The 19779-nt window shown below is 61.9% G+C and carries 21 protein-coding genes; 12 read left to right on the top strand and 9 right to left on the bottom strand.

Going from position 1 to position 19779, the window contains the following annotated elements; genetic code table 11:
• The first annotated feature begins 17 nt into the window (after positions 1-17).
• From hemE to KIH45_RS08780, 4 genes are all read left to right on the top strand, one after another.
• On the top strand, positions 18-1043 hold the full coding sequence (hemE, locus tag KIH45_RS08795; protein ID WP_213175628.1) for a uroporphyrinogen decarboxylase: 1026 nt from the start codon (positions 18-20) through the stop codon (positions 1041-1043).
• A gap of 66 nt (positions 1044-1109) precedes the next feature.
• Positions 1110-1562, top strand: coding sequence for a CopD family protein (locus KIH45_RS08790; protein ID WP_213175627.1), 453 nt, complete (start codon positions 1110-1112; stop codon positions 1560-1562).
• Positions 1563-1779: 217 nt separating this feature from the next.
• Complete coding sequence (rho, locus tag KIH45_RS08785; RefSeq protein ID WP_213175626.1) at positions 1780-3033, top strand: transcription termination factor Rho; 1254 nt, start codon at positions 1780-1782, stop codon at positions 3031-3033.
• A 175-nt stretch (positions 3034-3208) separates the two neighbouring features.
• Complete coding sequence (locus tag KIH45_RS08780; protein WP_213175625.1) at positions 3209-3601, top strand: BLUF domain-containing protein; 393 nt, start codon at positions 3209-3211, stop codon at positions 3599-3601.
• On the opposite strand, the gene KIH45_RS08775 is transcribed toward KIH45_RS08780, so the two are convergent.
• A complete protein-coding gene (locus KIH45_RS08775; RefSeq protein WP_213175624.1) occupies positions 3598-4296 on the bottom strand; it encodes a dienelactone hydrolase family protein in 699 nt (232 codons plus the stop codon). The two genes, KIH45_RS08780 and KIH45_RS08775, sit on opposite strands and share 4 nt — an antisense overlap.
• A gap of 121 nt (positions 4297-4417) precedes the next feature.
• Between KIH45_RS08775 and KIH45_RS08770 the strand changes: the two genes are divergently transcribed.
• From KIH45_RS08770 to KIH45_RS08745, 6 genes are all read left to right on the top strand, one after another.
• On the top strand, positions 4418-4672 hold the full coding sequence (locus KIH45_RS08770) for a DUF6489 family protein (RefSeq protein WP_213175623.1): 255 nt from the start codon (positions 4418-4420) through the stop codon (positions 4670-4672).
• 30 nt (positions 4673-4702) lie between these two features.
• Positions 4703-5986 (top strand): tRNA uridine-5-carboxymethylaminomethyl(34) synthesis GTPase MnmE, encoded by a 1284-nt coding sequence (gene mnmE / locus KIH45_RS08765; RefSeq protein ID WP_213175622.1) that lies wholly within the window; start codon positions 4703-4705, stop codon positions 5984-5986.
• Positions 5987-6047: 61 nt separating this feature from the next.
• A complete protein-coding gene (gene mnmG / locus KIH45_RS08760) occupies positions 6048-7898 on the top strand; it encodes a tRNA uridine-5-carboxymethylaminomethyl(34) synthesis enzyme MnmG (RefSeq protein WP_213175621.1) in 1851 nt (616 codons plus the stop codon).
• Positions 7899-8531 carry a 16S rRNA (guanine(527)-N(7))-methyltransferase RsmG gene (gene rsmG / locus KIH45_RS08755; protein WP_213175620.1) on the top strand — a complete coding sequence of 211 codons (633 nt, stop codon included), beginning with the start codon at positions 7899-7901 and terminating at the stop codon, positions 8529-8531. It begins immediately after the preceding gene.
• 13 nt (positions 8532-8544) lie between these two features.
• Entirely contained in the window at positions 8545-9318 is a 774-nt protein-coding gene (locus KIH45_RS08750) for a ParA family protein (RefSeq protein ID WP_213175619.1), read from the top strand.
• Positions 9315-10268 carry a ParB/RepB/Spo0J family partition protein gene (locus tag KIH45_RS08745; protein WP_213175618.1) on the top strand — a complete coding sequence of 318 codons (954 nt, stop codon included), beginning with the start codon at positions 9315-9317 and terminating at the stop codon, positions 10266-10268. The genes KIH45_RS08750 and KIH45_RS08745 overlap by 4 nt, the downstream gene beginning before the upstream one ends.
• Here KIH45_RS08745 and KIH45_RS08740 read toward each other — a convergent pair.
• Positions 10265-10747 carry a GAF domain-containing protein gene (locus tag KIH45_RS08740; RefSeq protein WP_213175617.1) on the bottom strand — a complete coding sequence of 161 codons (483 nt, stop codon included), beginning with the start codon at positions 10745-10747 and terminating at the stop codon, positions 10265-10267. The genes KIH45_RS08745 and KIH45_RS08740 overlap by 4 nt on opposite strands.
• Positions 10748-10818: 71 nt before the next feature.
• Between KIH45_RS08740 and KIH45_RS08735 the strand changes: the two genes are divergently transcribed.
• Positions 10819-12156 carry a PQQ-dependent sugar dehydrogenase gene (locus tag KIH45_RS08735; RefSeq protein WP_213175616.1) on the top strand — a complete coding sequence of 446 codons (1338 nt, stop codon included), beginning with the start codon at positions 10819-10821 and terminating at the stop codon, positions 12154-12156.
• Here the strand turns inward: KIH45_RS08735 and KIH45_RS08730 are convergent, their stop codons facing one another.
• On the bottom strand, positions 12157-12984 hold the full coding sequence (locus KIH45_RS08730) for an ATP-binding protein (RefSeq protein WP_337925436.1): 828 nt from the start codon (positions 12982-12984) through the stop codon (positions 12157-12159). It lies immediately after the preceding gene.
• A gap of 54 nt (positions 12985-13038) precedes the next feature.
• Here KIH45_RS08730 and KIH45_RS08725 point away from each other — a divergent pair, with 54 nt between their 5' ends.
• On the top strand, positions 13039-13986 hold the full coding sequence (locus KIH45_RS08725; RefSeq protein ID WP_213175615.1) for an L-threonylcarbamoyladenylate synthase: 948 nt from the start codon (positions 13039-13041) through the stop codon (positions 13984-13986).
• On the opposite strand, the gene KIH45_RS08720 is transcribed toward KIH45_RS08725, so the two are convergent.
• From KIH45_RS08720 to KIH45_RS08695, 6 genes are all read right to left on the bottom strand, one after another.
• The gene (locus tag KIH45_RS08720) at positions 13983-14312 is read right to left on the bottom strand and encodes a hypothetical protein (RefSeq protein ID WP_213175614.1); all 330 of its coding nucleotides are present in this window, start codon (positions 14310-14312) and stop codon (positions 13983-13985) included. The genes KIH45_RS08725 and KIH45_RS08720 overlap by 4 nt on opposite strands.
• A gap of 88 nt (positions 14313-14400) precedes the next feature.
• Positions 14401-15150 (bottom strand): head GIN domain-containing protein, encoded by a 750-nt coding sequence (locus KIH45_RS08715; protein ID WP_213175613.1) that lies wholly within the window; start codon positions 15148-15150, stop codon positions 14401-14403.
• Between the two features lie 192 nt (positions 15151-15342).
• Positions 15343-15870 (bottom strand): CarD family transcriptional regulator, encoded by a 528-nt coding sequence (locus KIH45_RS08710; RefSeq protein WP_213175612.1) that lies wholly within the window; start codon positions 15868-15870, stop codon positions 15343-15345.
• Between the two features lie 310 nt (positions 15871-16180).
• Positions 16181-16519, bottom strand: a complete 339-nt coding sequence (fdxA, locus tag KIH45_RS08705; protein WP_066764521.1) for a ferredoxin FdxA — start codon at positions 16517-16519, stop codon at positions 16181-16183.
• 93 nt (positions 16520-16612) lie between these two features.
• Entirely contained in the window at positions 16613-16936 is a 324-nt protein-coding gene (locus KIH45_RS08700; RefSeq protein ID WP_213175611.1) for a S4 domain-containing protein, read from the bottom strand.
• The gene (locus tag KIH45_RS08695; protein WP_213175610.1) at positions 16936-19590 is read right to left on the bottom strand and encodes a helicase-related protein; all 2655 of its coding nucleotides are present in this window, start codon (positions 19588-19590) and stop codon (positions 16936-16938) included. The genes KIH45_RS08700 and KIH45_RS08695 overlap by 1 nt, the downstream gene beginning before the upstream one ends.
• Positions 19591-19779 lie beyond the last annotated feature (189 nt).

Genomic DNA, 19779 nt, shown 5'->3' with positions numbered 1-19779 from the left:
TGGAGTTTCTAAGGGGCATGCCCGGTCTTTTGCTCGACACGTTGAAGGGAACGAACGGTTCCCGCCGCCCGCTATGGCTCATGCGCCAGGCGGGTCGCTATCTACCCGAATATCGCGCGCTTCGTGCGGAAAAGGGCGGGTTCCTTGCGCTCGTCTATGACTGTGAGGCGGCGGCCGAAGTCACACTGCAACCGATCGACAGGTTCGGTTTCGACGGCGCGATCCTGTTCTCAGATATCCTGATCGTCCCTTATGCGATGGGACAGGACCTGCAGTTCCTTGCCGGCGAAGGTCCGCATTTGTCGCCGCGGCTGGCAGATGCCGCGCTCGCCTCGCTGGAAATGGTGCCGGAACGGTTGTCCCCGATCTATCGGACGGTCGAGCTTTGCGTCGAACGGCTGGACGACACGAAAACGATGCTGGGTTTTGCAGGCTCTCCGTGGACGGTCGCGACCTACATGGTGAACGGCGAGGGTAGCCGTGACCAGCATGCCGCACGCGAAATGGCCTATGGCGATCCGGCGGCGTTCAAGGCGATCATCGACGCGATTGCCGACGTCACGGTCGAATACCTCGTTGGACAGGCAAGGGCAGGGGCCGAGGCGGTGCAGTTGTTCGATTCCTGGTCGGGCAGCCTTGCGCCTGACGAATTCGAACGTTGGGTCATTGCGCCCAATGCTTCGATCACGGCGCGATTCAAGCAGCAGTGCCCCGACGTTCCGGTGATCGGATTCCCCAAGGGTGCTGGCGAAAAGCTCGCCGCCTATGCCCGCGAAACCGGCGTCGATGCGGTTGGTGTGGATGAAACGGTCGATCCCATCTGGGCCGCGCGCGAATTGCCCGCAAACATGCCGGTTCAGGGCAATCTCGATCCGCTGATCCTGCTTTCGGGCGGTAAACGCATGACAGATCGGGCAAAGTACATTCTCGATTGCTTTGCCGACAGGCCGCACGTTTTCAATCTTGGCCATGGCATCGGCAAGGAAACCCCGATCGCCCATGTCGAAGAACTGCTGGCCACGGTCAGGGACTGGTCCCGCTAACGTTTTTCCCGTTTCGGACGGGCGAGGGGGTTTGCGCCGCGCGTTGCCCGTCCTATCTCATGTCCCATGCAGGAGTATCTTTCCTTGCTCTATCCCTGGCTCAAGGTCGGCCACCTGGTCTTCGTGATCTTCTGGATGGCGGGACTGTTCATGATGCCGCGGTTCTTCGTGTACCACCAGGAAGCTCCCGAAGGTTCGGAAGAGGCCGCCCGCTGGGTCGAGCGTGAGGGACGGCTTCGCAAGATTATCCTCAATCCCTCGATGATTCTCGTCTGGGTTTTCGGGCTCGCGCTGGCCTTCACGATCGATGCGTGGAGCCAGGGGTGGTTCCATCTCAAGCTGCTCTTCGTGCTGGGCCTGTCGGGTTATCACGGCTGGATGATGGCCTATGCGAAGAAGCTGGCACGCGGCGAACGGCCGCTTTCGGGCAAGAAACTGCGTCTTCTCAACGAAGTACCGGGCATGGCCGCAATCCTGATTGTGACGACGGTGATCGTGGGCAAGTTCTACCTTTCGTAGGGCGCAGCCGGTCGCACGGGACCGTCAGGGCAGATTGACGATTCACCGCGTAAAACCTATTTAGAGAGTCAGCGGCTTCCTGCCGCCGTTCGATCCCGCAAAGGGGCGAACAGGTCCGCTTTCACCAAGCCCATAGACCACGGCCCTGCCAGCCTGCCGAACGATCGGTTCAAGGCCCGACAGGATCCACCAGACTCCACGACGGAATTTCAAAAAAATGCATCTCAAGGAACTCAAACAGAAAACCCCCGCCGAGCTGGTCGAGATGGCCGAAGAGCTGGGCGTGGAAGGCGCGTCGACCATGCGCCGCCAGGACCTGATGTTCGGCATCCTCAAGGAAGTCGCCGAAGACGAGGAAATTCTCGGCATCGGCACGATCGAGGTTCTGCCTGACGGTTTCGGCTTCCTGCGCAGCCCCGAGGCGAACTACCTTGCAGGGCCCGACGATATCTATGTCTCGCCCAACCAGGTCCGCAAGTTCCAGCTGCGTACCGGTGATACGGTCGAAGGCGAGATCCGCGCTCCGCGTGATGGAGAGCGCTATTTTGCCCTTACGAAGCTGCTGAAGGTCAATTTCGACGATCCGGATGTCGTGCGCCACCGCGTCAACTTCGACAACCTGACACCGCTTTATCCGGAAGAGAAGCTGGTCCTCGATGCTGTCGATCCGACGGTGAAGGACAAGTCGGCCCGTGTGATCGATATCATTTCGCCGCAGGGCAAGGGCCAGCGCGCCCTGATCGTCGCACCGCCGCGCACGGGTAAGACCGTCCTGCTGCAGAACATTGCCAAGGCGATCACCGACAATCACCCGGAGGTGTTCCTGCTGGTCCTGCTCGTCGACGAGCGTCCGGAAGAAGTCACCGACATGCAGCGCAGCGTGAAGGGCGAGGTCATTTCCTCGACTTTCGACGAACCCGCACAGCGCCACGTGCAAGTTGCTGAAATGGTTATCGAAAAGGCAAAGCGCCTGGTCGAGCACAAGAAGGATGTCGTTATCCTGCTCGACTCGATCACCCGTCTCGGCCGCGCCTACAACACCGTGGTTCCGTCCTCGGGCAAGGTGCTGACCGGCGGTGTCGACGCGAATGCGCTGCAGCGCCCCAAGCGCTTCTTCGGTGCGGCCCGCAATATCGAGGAGGGCGGCTCGCTCTCCATCATTGCGACCGCGCTGATCGATACCGGCAGCCGCATGGACGAAGTTATCTTCGAAGAATTCAAGGGCACCGGTAACTCGGAAATCGTGCTCGACCGCAAGGTCGCGGACAAGCGCATCTTCCCCGCGCTGGATGTCGGCAAGTCCGGCACCCGCAAGGAAGAGCTGCTGGTCGGCAAGGACAACTTGTCGAAGATGTGGGTCCTGCGCCGCATTCTCATGCAGATGGGCACGGTCGATGCGATGGAATTCCTGCTCGACAAGATGAAGGATTCGAAGACCAACGAAGACTTCTTCGCGACGATGAACCAGTAAGCGCGTCGCCCACCGAAACAGCGAAAGGACGGCAGCCACACGGCTTGCCGTCCTTTTTTGTTTGCATCTGCAACCATTCCGATTCCATTATCGCGATAGACGGAAGGGTCGCTTCTCCTGTCGGGAAAGGCTTGCGCACTGGCCAACCGGCAGGTTGCTCGTATGGAGGAGCAGCGTGCGCCAGATCGTTTACGTAAGTGCGGCGACGAACCCCTTATCCGACAAAGACGTGTCGGATATTGTCGCCAAATCACAGTTCAACAATGCCATGGCGGACGTAACCGGATTTCTCTTATTCAACGGAACTACGTTCATGCAGCTTGTCGAAGGACCCGACAGAGCGATCGATAAGCTGCTCGACAGGCTTTATACCGACAAGCGGCACCACGCGATCACGGTGCTGGAAGACAACATGATCGAGAAGCGCAACTTTCCGGTCTGGACGATGCATCACATCCGGTTGAACGGGGACAAGCAGCACCGGCGAGAGACGTTGGCACGCAACATGCCGATCGACCTCAAGAGTGCTGTGATGCGGGTCGTGACAAACTTTACGACGCTGAACTAGACGAGGTTCGCGGCGAAGAATTCAGCCGTGCGGCTATCGGCAAGGTCTGCACCTTCTTCGTCGCGGCGCTTGCCCATTTCCGTCGCGAAACCGTGGTCCAGCCCTTCGTAATCGTGCAGCGTGACCTTGGCGTGGCCGTCCAGGCCCTCATGCATCTTGGCCTGAGCTTCAGGCGGAACAAAACCATCGGCGGTCGGGATATGCAGCATCAGTGGATGCGCGATCGCGTGCGCTTCATTGAGCATCTGGTCGATCATCACGCCGTAGTAACCGACACTGGCGTCGATATCGGTGCGCGTGGCAGTCATATAGGCAAGCTTGCCGCCAAGGCAGTATCCGACGCAACCTACCTTCGCGACGCCTTCCTGCCGGCGGATGAAGTGAATCGTTGCCTCGATATCCCGCACGTTCTTGTCGGGATTGTTCTTGCCCATGTAATCGAGCGCTTTCTGGAAGTCGCTTTCGACATCGGGGTCGAGCTCGATGCCTGGTTCGATCCGCCAGAACAGGTCGGGGGCAACCGCGAGATAGCCCGCCGCGGCCAGCTTGTCGCACTTCTGGCGGATACCTTCGTTCACGCCGAAGATTTCCTGGATGACGATGATCGCGGCCCGCGGAGTGCCTTCGGGGCGGGCGACATAGGCGCCGAAGCTGTCCTCGCCGCTCAGCGTCTCGATTTGTGCATTGAAGGCCATCGGTCGTCTCCTGACAATTTTGCGTTTCCCTGTGGGGATATGGCGCGGTAATGGACTTTGCCAAGGTCGTATGACAGCTTGGCGTGGTAAAGCGCGCTTACGGACGAAGGGGAAACGGGCAATGAAAGTGAATGTCGAGATCGATTGCACCCCGGAAGAGGCGCGCCGCTTCATGGGCCTGCCCGACGTTTCGCGTGCCAACGACGTCTATGTCGACAGCCTTGTCACCGCGATGAAGGGTGCAGGTAGCCTCGATCAGGTCCAGGATCTCATCAAGGGCTTCGCGCCAATGGGTGAAATGGGCCTGCGCATGTTCCAGCAGATCATGGAAAGCGGCACCAAGGCGGCTTTCGGAACGCCCACCAAGAAGAGCTGATCTTTTCGCGATTGAAGGACTTGGTCGCAGATGGGCGGCGATACGATCTTTGCCCTTTCCAGCGGCAGTCCGCCCGCAGCAATCGCCGTTATCCGCCTGAGCGGACCGGGATGCTCGCTGGCACTGGAAACACTGACAGGCTCGGTACCCGAAGCGCGCAAGGCCTTCCTGCGGTCGCTGCGCGATCCGTTGGAGGGAGCATTGCTCGATAGGGCGCTGGTCCTGTTCATGCCGGGCCCGGCCAGCGCCACGGGCGAGGATTGTGCGGAACTGCACCTGCATGGCGGCCGCGCGATCATATCTGCCGTTGAGAGGGCGCTTAGCAATATAACTGGGCTTCGCCATGCAGAGCCGGGCGAATTCACGCGTCGCGCCTTTGCAAATGGCAGAATGGACGTGTCAGAGGCCGAAGGACTGGCCGACCTTCTATCCGCCGAGACCGAGTTGCAACGGCGCAATGCGCAGGCGCTGGCAGGAGGAGTGCTGTCTCGGCAGGTGAGCGAGTGGCGAGATTCCGTTCTTTCTCTTGCTGCAGAGATCGAGAGCAATCTCGACTTTTCCGACGAGGACGATGTTGCAGAACTCTCGCCCGTATTCGCGCAATCATGTGATGCACTAGCCAGCAGTCTGGCTACCTGGCTTGAAGCGCCAAGGGCCGAAGTTTTGAAGGAGGGCTACCGAGTCGTCATCGGGGGGCCGCCAAACAGCGGGAAAAGTAGTCTTTTCAATGCTTTGCTTGAAGAAGAAGCAGCGATTGCGACACCCATTGCGGGTACAACGCGTGACGTCCTGAGCCGTTCGGTCGGGTTGGGCGGTGTGCCGTTCACTTTTACTGACACGGCTGGTCTACGCAGCGCGACCGATGACGAGATCGAGCAGATCGGCATCGAACGCGCCCGCGGAGAGATCGAACGAGCAGATCTGGTCCTCTGGCTTGGCCCTGAAGGGGAGGGGCCGCAGGGCGCTTGGGAGGTCGAGACGATGATCGACCGGGCCGAGCATGTCACCAAGTCGGCACCGCGCCACCGCATATCTTCGACGACCCTGGAGGGCGTGAGCCAATTGGTGGAGGATCTAGTCTCCCATGCCAAGGGAGCAATGCCGAAGCCGGGGCAGGTGGCGCTTGCGCGGCATCAGCGGACGCTCTTGGCAGATGCACGTGATGCGATCGATTTGGCTGGTAGAGAAACCGACATGCTGATCGCCGCCGAACATTTGCGGCGGGCACGACTGGCGTTCGATCGATTGACGGGCCGCGCAGCGACCGAGGATATGCTGGATACCTTGTTCGGTCGTTTCTGCATCGGCAAGTGATGTTCCACGTGGAACATCATCTTGCTTTGACCAAATAGCACGCCGCCTCTAGATGGCGGCTATGCAAGAGTTCGATGTCATCGTTGTAGGCGGAGGCCACGCCGGTTGCGAAGCAGCAGCAGCTTCGGCCCGTGCCGGTGCGCGCACTGCGTTGGTGACATTTGATCGATCCAAGACCGGAGCAATGTCCTGCAATCCGGCAATCGGTGGTCTGGGTAAGGGACACCTTGTCCGGGAGGTCGATGCCTTCGACGGACTGATCGGGCGTGCGGCTGATGCCGGTGCAATCCATTATCGCATGCTCAACCGGTCAAAGGGCAGTGCAGTCCATGGTCCGCGCGTCCAGGCGGATCGGACGCTGTTCCGGCGTGCGATTCAGGCGATGGTCGCGGCTCAGGATGGTCTTGAGGAAATTGAAGGCGAAGTTGCCGCGCTTCGTATTGAGGCGGGTACGGCGAGGGGTGTTGTCCTGGGTGATGGCACCGAGATTGCTTCACGTGCAGTTGTCCTTTGCACGGGTACCTTCTTGGGTGGCCGACTCTTCCGCGGTGAAGAGGTATTCGAAGGTGGCCGCATAGGGGAGGCTGGTGCTCATAAACTGGCTTCGCAGCTGCGTGACGCTGCCTTGCCGATGGCACGGCTCAAGACCGGTACGCCGCCGCGCCTTGATGGCCGGACGATTGACTGGGCCAGACTTGAGGAGCAGCCGTCAGACGCAGACCATTGGACGATGTCGCCGCTGACCAAGGGGCGCGTGAATCCTCAGGTCTTCTGTTCGATTACGCGGACGACACCTGAAACCCATGAAATTATCCGTAATGGGTTGGACCGATCACCGCTCTTCAGCGGGGCCATTGACGCACGTGGACCGCGATACTGTCCATCAATCGAGGACAAGATCCACCGGTTCGCCGATCGCGACAGTCACCAGATCTTCCTCGAGCCCGAGGGTGTCGACACTCACCTGATCTACCCGAACGGAATCAGCACATCGCTACCCACCGACATCCAGTTGGCCTTCCTACGTACGATAGAAGGGCTGGAAAATGTCGAGATGGCGGTGCCGGGATATGCTGTGGAGTATGACCACGTGGATCCCCGCTGCCTTCATCGCTCCTTGGAACTTCAGGCTATTCCCGGTCTCTATTGTGCCGGTCAGATCAACGGAACAACCGGTTATGAGGAGGCCGCAGCGCAAGGGCTTATTGCCGGTCTCGAGGCTGCTTGCGCGGTTGTCGGGAAAGAGGGGCCCGCGATCGATCGGGCCAATAGCTACATGGCGGTGATGATCGATGATCTGACGTTGCATGGCGTCAGCGAGCCTTACCGCATGTTGACGGCAAGGGCCGAATACCGACTTCGTTTGCGGGCCAGCAATGCGGCATCGCGCCTGACACCTGTTGCGATGGATGTCGGTTGTATCGGAGAGGAGCGTCAACAGTGGTTTACTAAGCGGGGTGTTTCACGTGAAACACTCTCGCGAATATTTGAACGTAAAATGACGGGAAGCGACCTCATTGCGCGAGGTGTCGAGGTGCGCAGGGATCTGCCGGCTGCTGAACTGACAGAGTGGCTACGTTTCGATAGCGTAGCGGAGAAGGTCGCAGATCTCATCGATATCGAAGATCCAGATGCCGATCTTCTCGAAGAGATGGTCGAGGATGCGCGTTACGCCCCTTATCTGGCGCGGCAAGAGGCGGAGCTGCGCGACCTTCGTGCGAGCGAATCCTTACGGCTAGCCCCGGACTTTCCGTACGCGGAGATCCCCGGTCTCTCGAAGGAAATGGTTGAGAGACTTTCCAGTGCCAAACCGGACAGTCTTGCCGCCGCAGGACGGATTGCGGGGATCACGCCCGCAGCGCTTTCAGCCTTGCTGGTCCATGCCCGCCGCCGCTCTAGCGAGGCCGCCTGAGTGTTCGACCCGCAGGATGAGAACTGGTCTAGAGACTGGCTGTCTGCCAATCTTGATGCGAGCGAGGAGAGTATCGCGAAGCTCGATACTTTGCTCAAGGCTCTGCTGACCGAGGCTGAGAGTCAGAACCTGATTGCGCGCGGAACGGTGCCGTATGCTTGGTCCAGACACATCGTGGATAGTGCCCAGCTACTCACATATGTTCCACGTGAAACACAATCGTGGCTTGATCTTGGAACCGGCGCGGGGTTCCCCGGGCTCGTTTGTGCAGCGCTTTTGCCTTCGTGTCGGTTCACTTTGGCAGAACAACGCCCGCTGCGTACTGACTGGCTAAACCGGGCTGCGCAGCAGATGCGACTCGACAATGTCGATGTCGTGACTGCAAATGTATCACAGCTGCCAGAGGCCAAATTCGAAGCGATCAGCGCGCGAGCCTTTGCACCTTTGCCACGTTTGCTCAGGCTATCCGCCGCCTTTTCCACAAAGGCTACCGAATGGCTCTTGCCGAAAGGGCGTTCTGCAAAGCAGGAATTGGAAGACTTGAAGGGGTGGCGACACACGTTCCACGTGGAACAGTCGGTAACCGATCCGCAATCGGGCATCATTATCGGGAAGTTGCTCGGCCCAAAGTAAAGCGGGGATTCGCATGATCACGATAGCGGTTGCCAATCAGAAAGGCGGGGTTGGCAAGACTACCAGCGCCGTGAACCTAGCAACCGCGTTCGCCGCGATTGGTTGGCGCACCTTGCTTGTCGATCTTGATCCGCAGGGAAATGCCTCAACCGGGCTTGGGGTCGAGCGTGAAGACCGACTCAAATCGAGCTATGACCTCCTCGTCGATGGGATTCCTCTCGACGAATGTCTGGTGAAGACCCAGATCCCCGATCTTGATCTGGTGCCTGCGACCGTCGACCTTTCAGGTGCCGAGATCGAATTGGTCGAAATGCACGACCGGACTGGTCGCCTGCGCGCAGGATTGGCGGAAGCACATCACGATATCTGTTTCGTCGATTGCCCCCCGTCGCTGGGGCTTCTGACGCTCAATGCGCTTACCGCTGCCGATCGCTTGCTGGTTCCGCTCCAGTGCGAATTCTACGCGCTTGAGGGATTGAGCCAGCTGCTTAATACGGTTGAACAGGTGCAGCAGCGCTTCAATCCAGAGCTCGCTATCGTTGGTATCGCGCTGACCATGTATGATCGGCGCAATCGATTGACCGACCAGGTTTCGGATGACGTTCGCAACGTTCTTGGCAAGCTCGTCTTCGAAGCTGTCGTGCCGCGCAATGTGCGCTTGTCAGAGGCACCCAGTCACGGGATGCCTGCCATTGTCTATGACCACAACTGCACCGGATCGCGCGCCTACATGGACTTGGCACGTGAACTGATCGGTCGTCTGCCCGAAAAGAGGAAAGCCGCATGAGCCAGGACACCAAGACCAAGCCGTCGCCGAAGGGCCGTGCAGCACTGGGTCGCGGCCTTGGCGCTCTGTTGGGCGATACCCGTCGGGAAGAGCCTGTCGCAGCAGCTGGTGCAAAGCCTGCCGCCGCCAAGAGCAAACCCGCGCCGGTCGGCGAGGGCCTGGCCATGCTTTCCGTCTCCAGCATCGAGCCGCATCCCGAAAACCCGCGCGTCCATTTCGAAGAAGGCGCATTGGAGGACCTCGCCAAGTCGATTTCGGCACGCGGCGTGATTCAGCCGGTAATCGTGCGTCCGGCTGAGGGCGGCACCTATCAGCTTGTCGCCGGTGAGCGGCGCTGGAGGGCCGCTCAGAAGGCACAAGTGCATGAAATTCCAGCGATTGTTCGCGATCTCAACGATCGTGACGTCACTGCGCTAGCCTTAATCGAGAATATCCAGCGCGAAGACCTGAATCCGGTTGAGGAAGCGCGCGCCTACCATCGGCTGTCGGATCGTGACGGCATGTCGCAGGGCGATATTGCCGAATTGGTCGAAAAATCGCGCAGCCATGTCGCCAACCTGATGCGCCTGCTCAGCCTGCCCGAAGGCGTGCTGACGATGGTGGAGAAGGGCGATCTGTCGATGGGCCATGCCCGGGCGCTTATCAATTGCGAAGCGGCCGAACAGATTGCGAAGGAGGCCGCGGGCGGTGCGCTGTCAGTGCGCGAAGTCGAGAAGCGCGTTCGCAAGGCCTCTGCCGGGACTGAGGCTCCGCGCCGCCGTGCCGCGCGTCCCCCGCGTGAGGACAATGCCGACATCGCGGCGGTCGAGAAGCATCTGGAAGATTTCCTCGGCCTTCCCGTGCAGATCAAGTCCGATGACGATCCGACGAGCGGCGTGGTGATCGTGCGCTACAAGTCGCTCGATCAGCTGGACCTGGTCTGTCAGCGGCTTTCAGGCGGCGAAATCTAGAACCGTTCGGCGAGGATCGCGGCAACCGCTTCGATCCCTGCCTGGTCCTCTGCGTCGAAGCGCGCGGGCGAAGGACTGTCGAGGTCGATTATCGCCACGACTTCGCCGTCCTTGATGATCGGGACGACAAGTTCGGACCGGCTCGCTGCGTCGCAGGCGATGTGGCCGGGGAAGGCGTGAACGTCCTCCACCAGCATCGTCCGCTTTTCGGAAACCGAAGTGCCGCACACGCCTTTGCCAAAGGGGATCCGGATGCACGCAGGGCGCCCCACGAAGGGCCCGAGCACGAGTTCACCTTCGACCACGCGGTAGAAGCCTGACCAGTTCAGGTCTGCGACGAAGGCGTCGATCAGCGCGGCACTGTTCGCCATGTTGGCGATCCGGTCGGTTTCGCCAGTCGTGATCGCTGACACCGCTTCTGCCAGTTCGGCGTAAGTTGCGGTCTTGTCGGACGGGTTCGTGGGAAGGAAATCGAACATGGCCCGCCCATAGCTTCCTCTGCGAGCCAATACCATTGCCCGCGTACGGGCCGCGCCCTATCTAACTCCGCATGACTTCAGCAAAACGCAACGTGTTCGTCTTTGTCGGCCTGATCCTCGCGATCATCGTCGGCATCATCATCTATCTCTGGATCGGCAATCCTGCCGATATGACGGTCGATGAAGTTTCGGGCACCGATCCGGTCATCGCGCCAGCGGAGATGGAGACGTTCCCCACGCTCAAACTGCTGGAACCCAGTGGCTGGGCGGATGCGGAAACCCCCGTGGCTGCCGAGGGGCTGAAAGTCTCGCGCTTTGCCGATGGGCTTACGCACCCGCGTTCGATGCTGACCCTCCCCAATGGTGACGTGCTGGTTGCCGAAACGAATTCGCAGCAACGCCCGGCCGACAGCCTCAAGGGCAAGGTGATGAACTTCTTCATGGAGAAGGTCGGGGCCGGGGTGAAGTCGCCGGACCGGATCAAGCTGCTACGCGATGCTGACAAGGACGGCGTGGCGGAGCAGGCCGGCGTGCTTGTCGAGGGACTAACGTCGCCTTTCGGTATGGTCTGGACCGAAGGTACGCTTTACGTCGCCAACACCGACTCGCTCGTGTCCTTCCCTTATGAGCCGGGCCAGACGAAGATCGACGCAGCGCCGACTAAGTTGATGGATCTTCCCGGCGGGGAGAATCACTGGGCGCGCAACCTCGTGCTGTCACCGGATGGTGAGCGGATCTACGTCAGCGTCGGCTCGGCCTCCAACATCGGCGAAAAGGGCATGGATCTCGAAGAGGGACGCGCTGCCATTCATGAGTTCAACATCGCCAGCGGCACTTCGCGCATTTATGGCGAGGGCCTGCGCAATCCCACTGGTCTCGCTTTTCACCCGCAGTCCGGCGAGCTCTGGACCACGGTGAACGAGCGCGACATGTTGGGCGGTGACGGTCCGCCCGACTATCTCACCAACGTGCCGATCGGCGTGAATTACGGCTGGCCGTGGATTTACTGGCGCTTCGAATATGACCCGCGTGTCGAGGCACCGATGCCGCAATACCTGCAGGAATATGTCCGCTGGCCCGAATATGCGCTTGGTGCGCACGTTGCGCCGCTGGGGCTGAAGTTTGCGGAAGGCAGTGCATTGCCTGCTCGCTTTGCAAGCGGCGCTTTCGTGGCGCGCCACGGTTCGTGGAATCGCAAGCCGGCGGCGGGTTATGACGTGGTATTCGTCGGTTTTGACGAACGCGGCAATCCGCTGGACGAGCTTCCGAAGCCCGTTTTGACCGGTTTCATGGATGCCGGCGGCGACGAGGCGCACGGGCGCCCGACGATGCTGGAATGGGATCAGACCGGCGCCTTGCTGGTCAGCGATGATACCGGCGGCATCATCTGGCGCGTCACCGGCTCCTGATCAGCCGAGCGTCCGTCCAGCGCGGCCTGCCAGTTCGGTGACATAGTGGCGGGCCACGCGGCCCGACCGTGCGCCGCGGCGCTTCGACCATTCGAGCGCGTCCGACTGTTCCCACGCCAGGCCGTAATGATCGGCATAGGCTGCGATGATGGCGAGATAATCGTCCTGAGTGCAATTATGGAAGCCGATCGACAGGCCAAAGCGGTCTGCCAGCGCCAGTGTATCGTCCACCGCATCGCGCGGGTTCACCGGATCGTCCTGCTCAGCCATGTGCCGCGAGACGATCGCGCGGCGGTTCGAGGTGACCGCGATGCGCACGTTGGCGGGGCGTGGGGTGACGCCGCCCTCCAGTAATGATCGCAGGGTACGAGCCTCATTCTCCTGACCCGCCCCAAAGCCGATGTCGTCAATGAACAGCAGGAAGCGGCGGTCAGCACCTCTCAGGACGCTCATGAGCGCCGGAAGCGTGCCAAGGGCGTCTCCTGCCGCCTGGACCAGTGCAATGTGCCCTGAGGGGCCTGCAGCGGCCTTTACAGAGGCGCGGACAAGGGCGGACTTGCCCATGCCGCGCGCGCCCCACAGCAGCATATCGTGCGCATCCGCGCCGGCGGCGTGGCGTGCGACGTTTTCGGCTACCGTATCGCGCTGCCGGTCGATGCCGCGCAGAAGCTCCAAAGGAGGGGCATCGATCGCGGGAATCGCGGTCAGAGCCTTGCCGTCCCAGCCGTAGGCGGGGGCGGACAATACGTCCTGTGCATCTGTCGGGGCAGGGGCGATACGCTCAAGCGCGGCGGCAATGCGGGCAAGGGTCTGGTCGTTGTCGGTCACGCGCGAAATTCTTTCCTTCCGGCCCACGATGCATCCCGCCTATAGCGACGCAAGATGACCGACGCCAATCCATCCCAGCCGCGCGTGCTGCCTGCCGACGAAGAGGGTATTTCCGAGGCCGTGCGCCTTCTGGGGGAGGGGGCCTGCGTCGCGTTACCGACTGAGACGGTCTACGGCCTTGCGGCAAGAGCGGACTTGGCCGCAGCGGTCGCGGGTATCTACAAGGCCAAGGGCAGGCCCGATTTCAATCCGCTGATCGTCCATGTGCCGGATCTATTGGCGGCGGAGCGTTTGGCGCATCTGGACGATCGGGCGAGGACGCTGGCTGAACACTTCTGGCCCGGTTCGCTGACGATGGTCCTGCCGATACGCGACGATTCCGGTTTGGCGCCAGCGGTGACCGCAGGGCTTTCAACCGTGGCGCTCAGGATGCCGAGCCATCAAACCATGCGCGCGGTCCTTCTTGCCGCACCGGCACCTCTTGCCGCACCATCGGCCAATCGCAGCGGGGCCGTCAGTCCGACTAGCGCAGCCCATGTCGCAAGTTCGCTGGAAGGGCGCATACCAATGGTGCTCGACGGCGGGGAGACTGAGCGCGGGCTCGAATCGACAATCGTCGCGGTGCGCGAGAATGGCTGGCAAATCCTGCGACCGGGCCCTGTAACCGAGGCGGAGATCGCAGCGGTGCTCGGCCCTGCGATAGCTGGCAGCACAAAGGGTATCGAAGCACCGGGCCAGCTTGCGAGCCACTATGCGCCGGGCAAACCGGTCCGGCTTGAAGCGCTGGACGCGCAGGAAGGCGAATTCCGCATCGGCTTCGGTACGGACGGTGGCGATTTCAACCTGTCGCCATCGGGCGATCTCGCCGAGGCCGCATCGCGGCTCTACGCAGCGCTGCACGCCGCTAGCGCGGCCCCGCAGCCGCGTGTCGCGGTCGTGCCGATTCCGCACGAAGGCATCGGCGTCGCCATCAACGACAGGCTCGCCCGCGCCGCAGCCTAGTCGGGTTCGACAGGGATCGTCGGCAGGATTTCCTGAATTTCGGCATAAGTCGCGCGCGCTTCGGCGCAGGCCTTTGCATCGCCATCCTCGCAGTCGGCCATTTCCTTGCCGTACTGCCGCTCCAGCTTGCCAAGGCGTTCCTCGCGCTTGCGAATCTCGCGCCCGCGCTTTTCGTCAGCCTCGGACTGACTGGTCGTTGCGACGTCGACGGCCTTGCTTGCGACGCGAACGGGCGCAGTGGCGACGTCCAGCGCGGTCTTGGCGATACAGCCCGAAAGGGCAGTGGCGGATAACAACAGGACTGGAACGGCCAGCTTCAGGCGCATACGAAAACTCCCCACGACGGTGATCCCGTCATGAGGAGTATCCGATTTACGATGGCGCTGTGATGAACTGCGCCATCCTGTGTCTTTCTTACGCTTCCTCGCAGACCAGCTTGCCCGATCCCATCGAGGAAACCTCGCACGTGGCGCGGCCTTTCACTTTCACGGTGCCCGAACCCATGATCGAGGCATCGACCTTGCCGTCAGAGCGGAATGCCCCGCGGCCCGACCCTGCGATCGAAATATCGGCCTTTTCGACCATGAGATCATCCAGATCGGCATCGCCGCTGCCCGCGATGTTGAGATCGAGCGAACCGGCCGTGCCGCTGGCCCGATACGTGCCGGAACCGACGATGTTCACGTCAAGCGCGCTGACGGCGATGTCCTTCGTTTCGGCCGAGCCCGAACCCGCGATGGTCACGTCTGCCTTTTCGGCGAGCTTTTCGGCCTGGAGAGTACCCGAACCTGCGATCACGACTGACTTGGGCGCAGGCATCGTGACCAGGACTCTCGCACGTTCGCTATCGGGGGCGTCCTTGCTGCGCATGATGGCGAGCGTCTTGCCTTCGATGTGGAAGCGCATGGCGTCCTTCATCGCTTGCGAGCCTTCGACTTCGATCGCCAGTTCCTGCCCTTCGCTCAGCTTGACCGTGTCGGGCCCTGCCAGCGCGATGGATTCGGGCGGATCGCCGCTCATGTCGAGTTCCGAAAGCGGCACGCCCTGCTTGCCGCCGAAAGAGATGTTCTCTGCATTGCAGGCCGAAAGGCTGGCGCCCAGTGCGAGCCCGGCGACAGCGCCGATGGCCTTGCCGAGAGTGTCGAAAGGAAACTTGCGGGACATCGTCTACTCCTGAACTGTATTAACACGGTAATACAGAACTGGAAGCGAAGCGGCAAGGGTGGGGCAGGCAGCGCTCGACCAGCAGGCTATTCGCTTCGACGAACGGCAGACGAACGGTACAGGCTCGCAAACGGAAAAGGCCGCCGGTTTCCCGGCGGCCTCTTCACGCGATCAGGTCGCTTGATGTGAAAATCAGGCGGTCTGTTCGTAGTACTTGGGTGCGTACTCGTTCAGGATCTCGAGGATCTTGGCGAGGGCGGCCGGTTCGTCGGTCTTTTCCATCGCGGCCAGTTCACGCGCAAGGCGGCTGGAAGCGGCTTCGAAGATCTGGCGTTCCGAATAGGACTGTTCCGGCTGATCGTCGGCACGGAACAGGTCGCGAGTCACTTCGGCGATCGACACGAGGTCGCCCGAATTGATCTTCGCTTCGTATTCCTGGGCGCGGCGCGACCACATGGTGCGCTTTACCTTGGGCTTCGACTTCAGAACGTCCATCGCCTCACGCAGGGTCTTGTCCGACGACAGCTTGCGCATGCCGATCGATTCGACCTTGTTGACGGGCACGCGGAGCGTCATGCGCTCTTTCTCGAACCGCAGAACGTAGAGTTCCAGCTGCATGCCTGCGATTTCCTGGCTTTGCAGCTCGATCACACGGCCAACACCGTGCTTGGGGTAAACGACATAGTCTCCGACGTCGAAGGCAGGAGCCTTGGCAGTCATGCATTGTCCTTTCTATGGCGGGATTGTCCCGCGTTTCGCAACGACCCCGGGGGGCGGGGCACGCAACGATGGAGTGCAATGTCCCTCGTGCCGAAAATCACGGCCCGAATTGTGCACACCTCGCGGGAATTACGCCTTTCCTGACGGCAGCAGGCGGCACTACGCCACCAGCTTGGGTGGAGTTTTACCATAATCTGACGGAAAATGCGAATCCTGTTGCGAACGCTCGCAACAAGCGATCACAGGGACTTGTTTGCCATGTCGCCGGGGGTACCGGCGGCGGAGCGACTCGCGCCCCGCCAAGGGCTGATTAATCGCCTTCGCCGGGCTCTGCCGAGAAGTACTTCTCGAACTTGCCTTCCTCGCCCTTGTGCTCGTCGGCATCGGCGGGGGCTTCCTTGGCGGCCGTGATGTTCGGCCATTCGGCGGAGAACTTGGTGTTCAGCTCAAGCCACTTTTCGAGACCGTTCTCGGTATCGGGCAGGATGGCTTCGGCCGGGCATTCGGGTTCACAGACGCCGCAGTCGATGCATTCGCTGGGATTGATGACGAGCATGTTCTCGCCCTCGTAGAAGCAGTCGACCGGGCAGACTTCCACGCAGTCCATGTATTTGCATTTGATGCAGGCATCGGTGACGACGTAGGTCATTTCGCGTGGCTTCCCCGTGTTATCGTGGCCCGCCGGGCGGCAGGCATAAGCTAGAGCCGTTAACGCCGCTGCTATGCAGGGTGTTCCGGTTCGTCAAGACGCCTCGCCTTCTTGCGAAACGCTTGCATTTGCGCCGGGCGTATGGTCGCGGAACATCGCAAGCGCCTCGGCAGGCGGTCCGCGGCGGCTGGGCAGGTCGAGGATCTCGATGATCCGCACCGTCTCGTCATGCGGCATGGTGACGATGTCGCCGACCGCGATCGCCTGCGAACAGCGTAGCACGCGCCGCCCGTTCACGCGGACATGGCCTTCGCAGACGAGATCCTGCGCCGCCCCGCGCGTGCGGGTGAGGCGCAGCATCCATAATAGCCGGTCGATCCGCCGCGTCTCGCGCACCGGAACGACCTGCCTCGACATCAGCGGATAAGCTCGGCGAGCGAGGCGAAGGGATTGCCTTCGGCGACTTTGGGTTCCGGCTCGCGGCGACCACGCGGGCCTTTGCGTCCGGGCCCGCCCTTGCGGTTGTCGTTGCGACCCCCACGGTTCTGGTCATTGCCGCGCGGCGCACCGTCACGGCGCGGACGCCAGCGCCACAGCGGCGGCTCGGGCGGGCCGAACGCGCCTTCGGCAAGTTCGGCGGGCGGCTGGGCGGTGAAGCCCGCCTGGCGCAGCAGTTCGGTATAGGTCTGCGTGCTGAGCCCCATCGAAAGCGCCATCGACGGGTCGAGCGCGAAGCGCACCGGCTCTGCGGGCTTTTCGCCTTCCTTGCCCTTGCGGCGGCGCTGCGGTGCTTCGCCAGCCCAGCGGGCGCGGCGCTGGTGGGCGGCGTGGACGAGCCGTTCTGCCAGATCGACGCGTACGTTCTGCTGGCCGACGCGGCGGTAGAACAGCGGCGGCGCGCCTTTGACCGGCAGGATCGCCTGCATCTCGGCAGCAACGGGGCGGACCTTCATGCCGCTCAATTCGGCCAGCGCGCGCCATGCCTCGAGCGTCGAGGCCTTGGCCATGGCGGGTACGAAAACGTCGAGCGCGCCGACCTGAACGCCCAGACGGCGCAGGTGCGAACGCTTGTCGGTGTCGAGCTTGCCGACACCGCTATCCTTGCGCGCAACCGCACCGCCCGCATCGTGCAGGGCAATGGCGAGTGCGCGAAGCTCGGTACCGGCCTCGGCTTCCTCGGCGGCCTTTGACAGCTTCACCAACGGCTTCAGGCGGACCGAGATCTCGCTATCGAGCCAGCCTTGCACGGCTTTCTCGATCTTCGCGCGCAGCGGCGCGTCGAGGGTATTGAGGCCCGGCGCCAGCTTGACCTGCGGTTCGAGCAGGCGGCGGCCCGCAACCAGCTTTGCCACCGGCTGACCCAGCCAGCTGACCGTATCGCCGGACCACGCGAGATCCTCACCGCGATTCTCGCAATCTGCCTTCAGCGCGTCCGCGCGTTCGTTCAGCAGACCGGGCAAGTGCTTTTCCGCCGCGGCCAGAAGCAGCCGCCGCGTTTCAAGCCGTGCCTGGGGATCGACATCGAAGCGGAAGCCTTCGAGTTTCCCGATTTCCTCGCCGTCGACCATCACGGCTCCTCCTTCTCCAAGCGTCACCGGCAGAAGTGCGGTGTCGCCCAGTTTCTTCATCAATACGGCGGTGCGGCGGTTCACGAACCGCTCGGTCAACCGCTGGTGCAGGGCATCCGAAAGCTTTGCTTCGACCGCGCGGGCCCGATCGGCCATGTCCTCACGGTCGCGGACCCAGTCCGGACGCTGCGCGATGTAGGCCCATGAACGGATCGCGGCAATCCGTCCCTGCAAGGTGTCGATGTCGCCGCGCGCATCGTCAAGGTGCGCGATCATGCCCGCGACGTAATCGTGACCCAGTCGGCCCGTTCCTTCGGACAGGTCATCCCACAGCCTCGCGACGAAGCGGGCGTGGTTTTCCGGGCCCAAAGAACGGAAATCGGGGAGCGAGCAGGCATCCCAGAACCGTCCGACCATCGCCTTGCCCTTGGCGCGTTCACGAACCTTCGGGCTTTCGGAAAGTATCCGCGCAACGGCCAGGTCGATCGCTTCGGGCGCGGGGGCAAGCGCCGGATCGTTCGGTGGGGCGGACAGATCGTCGATCAGCACGTCGACCGAATCGAGGCGAGGCCGCGCATCGCGCCACATCATCTTCTCGATCGGCGGGAAGATGTGTTCCTCGATCGCGTGGACTTCCTCTTCGGAAAACTCCGCGCCGCGCTCACCTGCCAGCGTACCGAATGTGCCGTCCTTCTGGTGGCGACCGGCGCGGCCCGCGATCTGGGCCATTTCGGCGATCGTCAGCCGGCGGCGGCGCTGGCCGTCGAACTTGGCAAGCCCTGCGAATGCGACGTGGGCGACATCGAGGTTGAGGCCCATGCCGATGGCGTCGGTGGCGACAATGTAGTCGACCTCGCCCGACTGGAACATCTCGACCTGCTTGTTGCGGGTCTGCGGCGAAAGCGCGCCCATGACGACGGCGGCCCCTCCGCGGAACCGGCGCAGCATTTCGGCGACGGTGTAGACTTCCTCGGCGCTGAACGCGACGACTGCGCTGCGCGGAGGCAGGCGGGACAGCTTGAGACTGCCTGCGTGAGTCAGCGTCGAAAAACGCGGGCGGGTAATGATCTCGGCCTCGGGCACGAGCTGCTCGACCATCGGGATGAGTGCGGAGGAGCCGAGGATCATCGTCTCCTCGCGGCCCCGTACGTTCAGCATCCGGTCGGTAAAGACGTGGCCGCGTTCCCGGTCCGCGCCCAGTTGCGCTTCGTCCACCGCGACGAAGGCGACATCGGCGTCGCGGTCCATCGCTTCTACCGTGCAGAGCTTCCAGCGCGCATTGGGCGGATCGATCCGTTCCTCGCCCGTGATCAGCGCGACGCGGTCCGGCCCCTTGATGGCGACGACACGGTCATAGATCTCCCGCGCCAGAAGACGCAGCGGAAAGCCTATTTGCCCGCTCGAATGCGCGCAGAGCCGTTCGACGGCGAGGTGGGTCTTGCCGGTATTGGTCGGGCCAAGCATGGCCTTGACGGTGCGGCTGTCGGGGGCAGCGCGGTTCATGACAGGACCCAACTTGGCAGTCGCGGGGCGGGGCGACAAGGCATGGGGCCGTGCTCATCACCCGCCATGCGCGCATCGGAGCGTGTCATTCGTCGCAGCAAAACGGCATTTCGTCGCTTGGTCTTGTGGAAGCAGCACTTCTTCAACTTTGCGTAAGGCACGATTTGCGCCAACGCGTTAACCAGTCCT

The sequence above is a fragment of the Croceicoccus gelatinilyticus genome (genome assembly GCF_018398395.1).
GTDB lineage: Bacteria > Pseudomonadota > Alphaproteobacteria > Sphingomonadales > Sphingomonadaceae > Croceicoccus > Croceicoccus gelatinilyticus.
This window is presented reverse-complemented; position numbering and strand designations above follow the sequence as displayed.

Bases quoted from the DNA above. Each gene is read 5' to 3' on its own strand.
- KIH45_RS08720 (WP_213175614.1), bottom strand. From the start codon at position 14,312: ATGCGCCTGAAGCTGGCCGTTCCAGTCCTGTTGTTATCCGCCACTGCC.
- KIH45_RS08790 (WP_213175627.1), top strand. From the start codon at position 1,110: ATGCAGGAGTATCTTTCCTTGCTCTATCCCTGGCTCAAGGTCGGCCAC.
- mnmG (WP_213175621.1), top strand. From the start codon at position 6,048: ATGCAAGAGTTCGATGTCATCGTTGTAGGCGGAGGCCACGCCGGTTGC.
- hemE (WP_213175628.1), top strand. From the start codon at position 18: ATGCCCGGTCTTTTGCTCGACACGTTGAAGGGAACGAACGGTTCCCGC.
- KIH45_RS08695 (WP_213175610.1), bottom strand. From the start codon at position 19,590: ATGAACCGCGCTGCCCCCGACAGCCGCACCGTCAAGGCCATGCTTGGC.
- rho (WP_213175626.1), top strand. From the start codon at position 1,780: ATGCATCTCAAGGAACTCAAACAGAAAACCCCCGCCGAGCTGGTCGAG.
- KIH45_RS08700 (WP_213175611.1), bottom strand. From the start codon at position 16,936: ATGTCGAGGCAGGTCGTTCCGGTGCGCGAGACGCGGCGGATCGACCGG.
- KIH45_RS08775 (WP_213175624.1), bottom strand. From the start codon at position 4,296: ATGGCCTTCAATGCACAAATCGAGACGCTGAGCGGCGAGGACAGCTTC.
- KIH45_RS08770 (WP_213175623.1), top strand. From the start codon at position 4,418: ATGAAAGTGAATGTCGAGATCGATTGCACCCCGGAAGAGGCGCGCCGC.
- KIH45_RS08750 (WP_213175619.1), top strand. From the start codon at position 8,545: ATGATCACGATAGCGGTTGCCAATCAGAAAGGCGGGGTTGGCAAGACT.
- KIH45_RS08715 (WP_213175613.1), bottom strand. From the start codon at position 15,150: ATGTCCCGCAAGTTTCCTTTCGACACTCTCGGCAAGGCCATCGGCGCT.
- KIH45_RS08735 (WP_213175616.1), top strand. From the start codon at position 10,819: ATGACTTCAGCAAAACGCAACGTGTTCGTCTTTGTCGGCCTGATCCTC.
- KIH45_RS08725 (WP_213175615.1), top strand. From the start codon at position 13,039: ATGACCGACGCCAATCCATCCCAGCCGCGCGTGCTGCCTGCCGACGAA.
- KIH45_RS08710 (WP_213175612.1), bottom strand. From the start codon at position 15,870: ATGACTGCCAAGGCTCCTGCCTTCGACGTCGGAGACTATGTCGTTTAC.
- KIH45_RS08740 (WP_213175617.1), bottom strand. From the start codon at position 10,747: ATGTTCGATTTCCTTCCCACGAACCCGTCCGACAAGACCGCAACTTAC.
- KIH45_RS08745 (WP_213175618.1), top strand. From the start codon at position 9,315: ATGAGCCAGGACACCAAGACCAAGCCGTCGCCGAAGGGCCGTGCAGCA.
- mnmE (WP_213175622.1), top strand. From the start codon at position 4,703: ATGGGCGGCGATACGATCTTTGCCCTTTCCAGCGGCAGTCCGCCCGCA.
- fdxA (WP_066764521.1), bottom strand. From the start codon at position 16,519: ATGACCTACGTCGTCACCGATGCCTGCATCAAATGCAAATACATGGAC.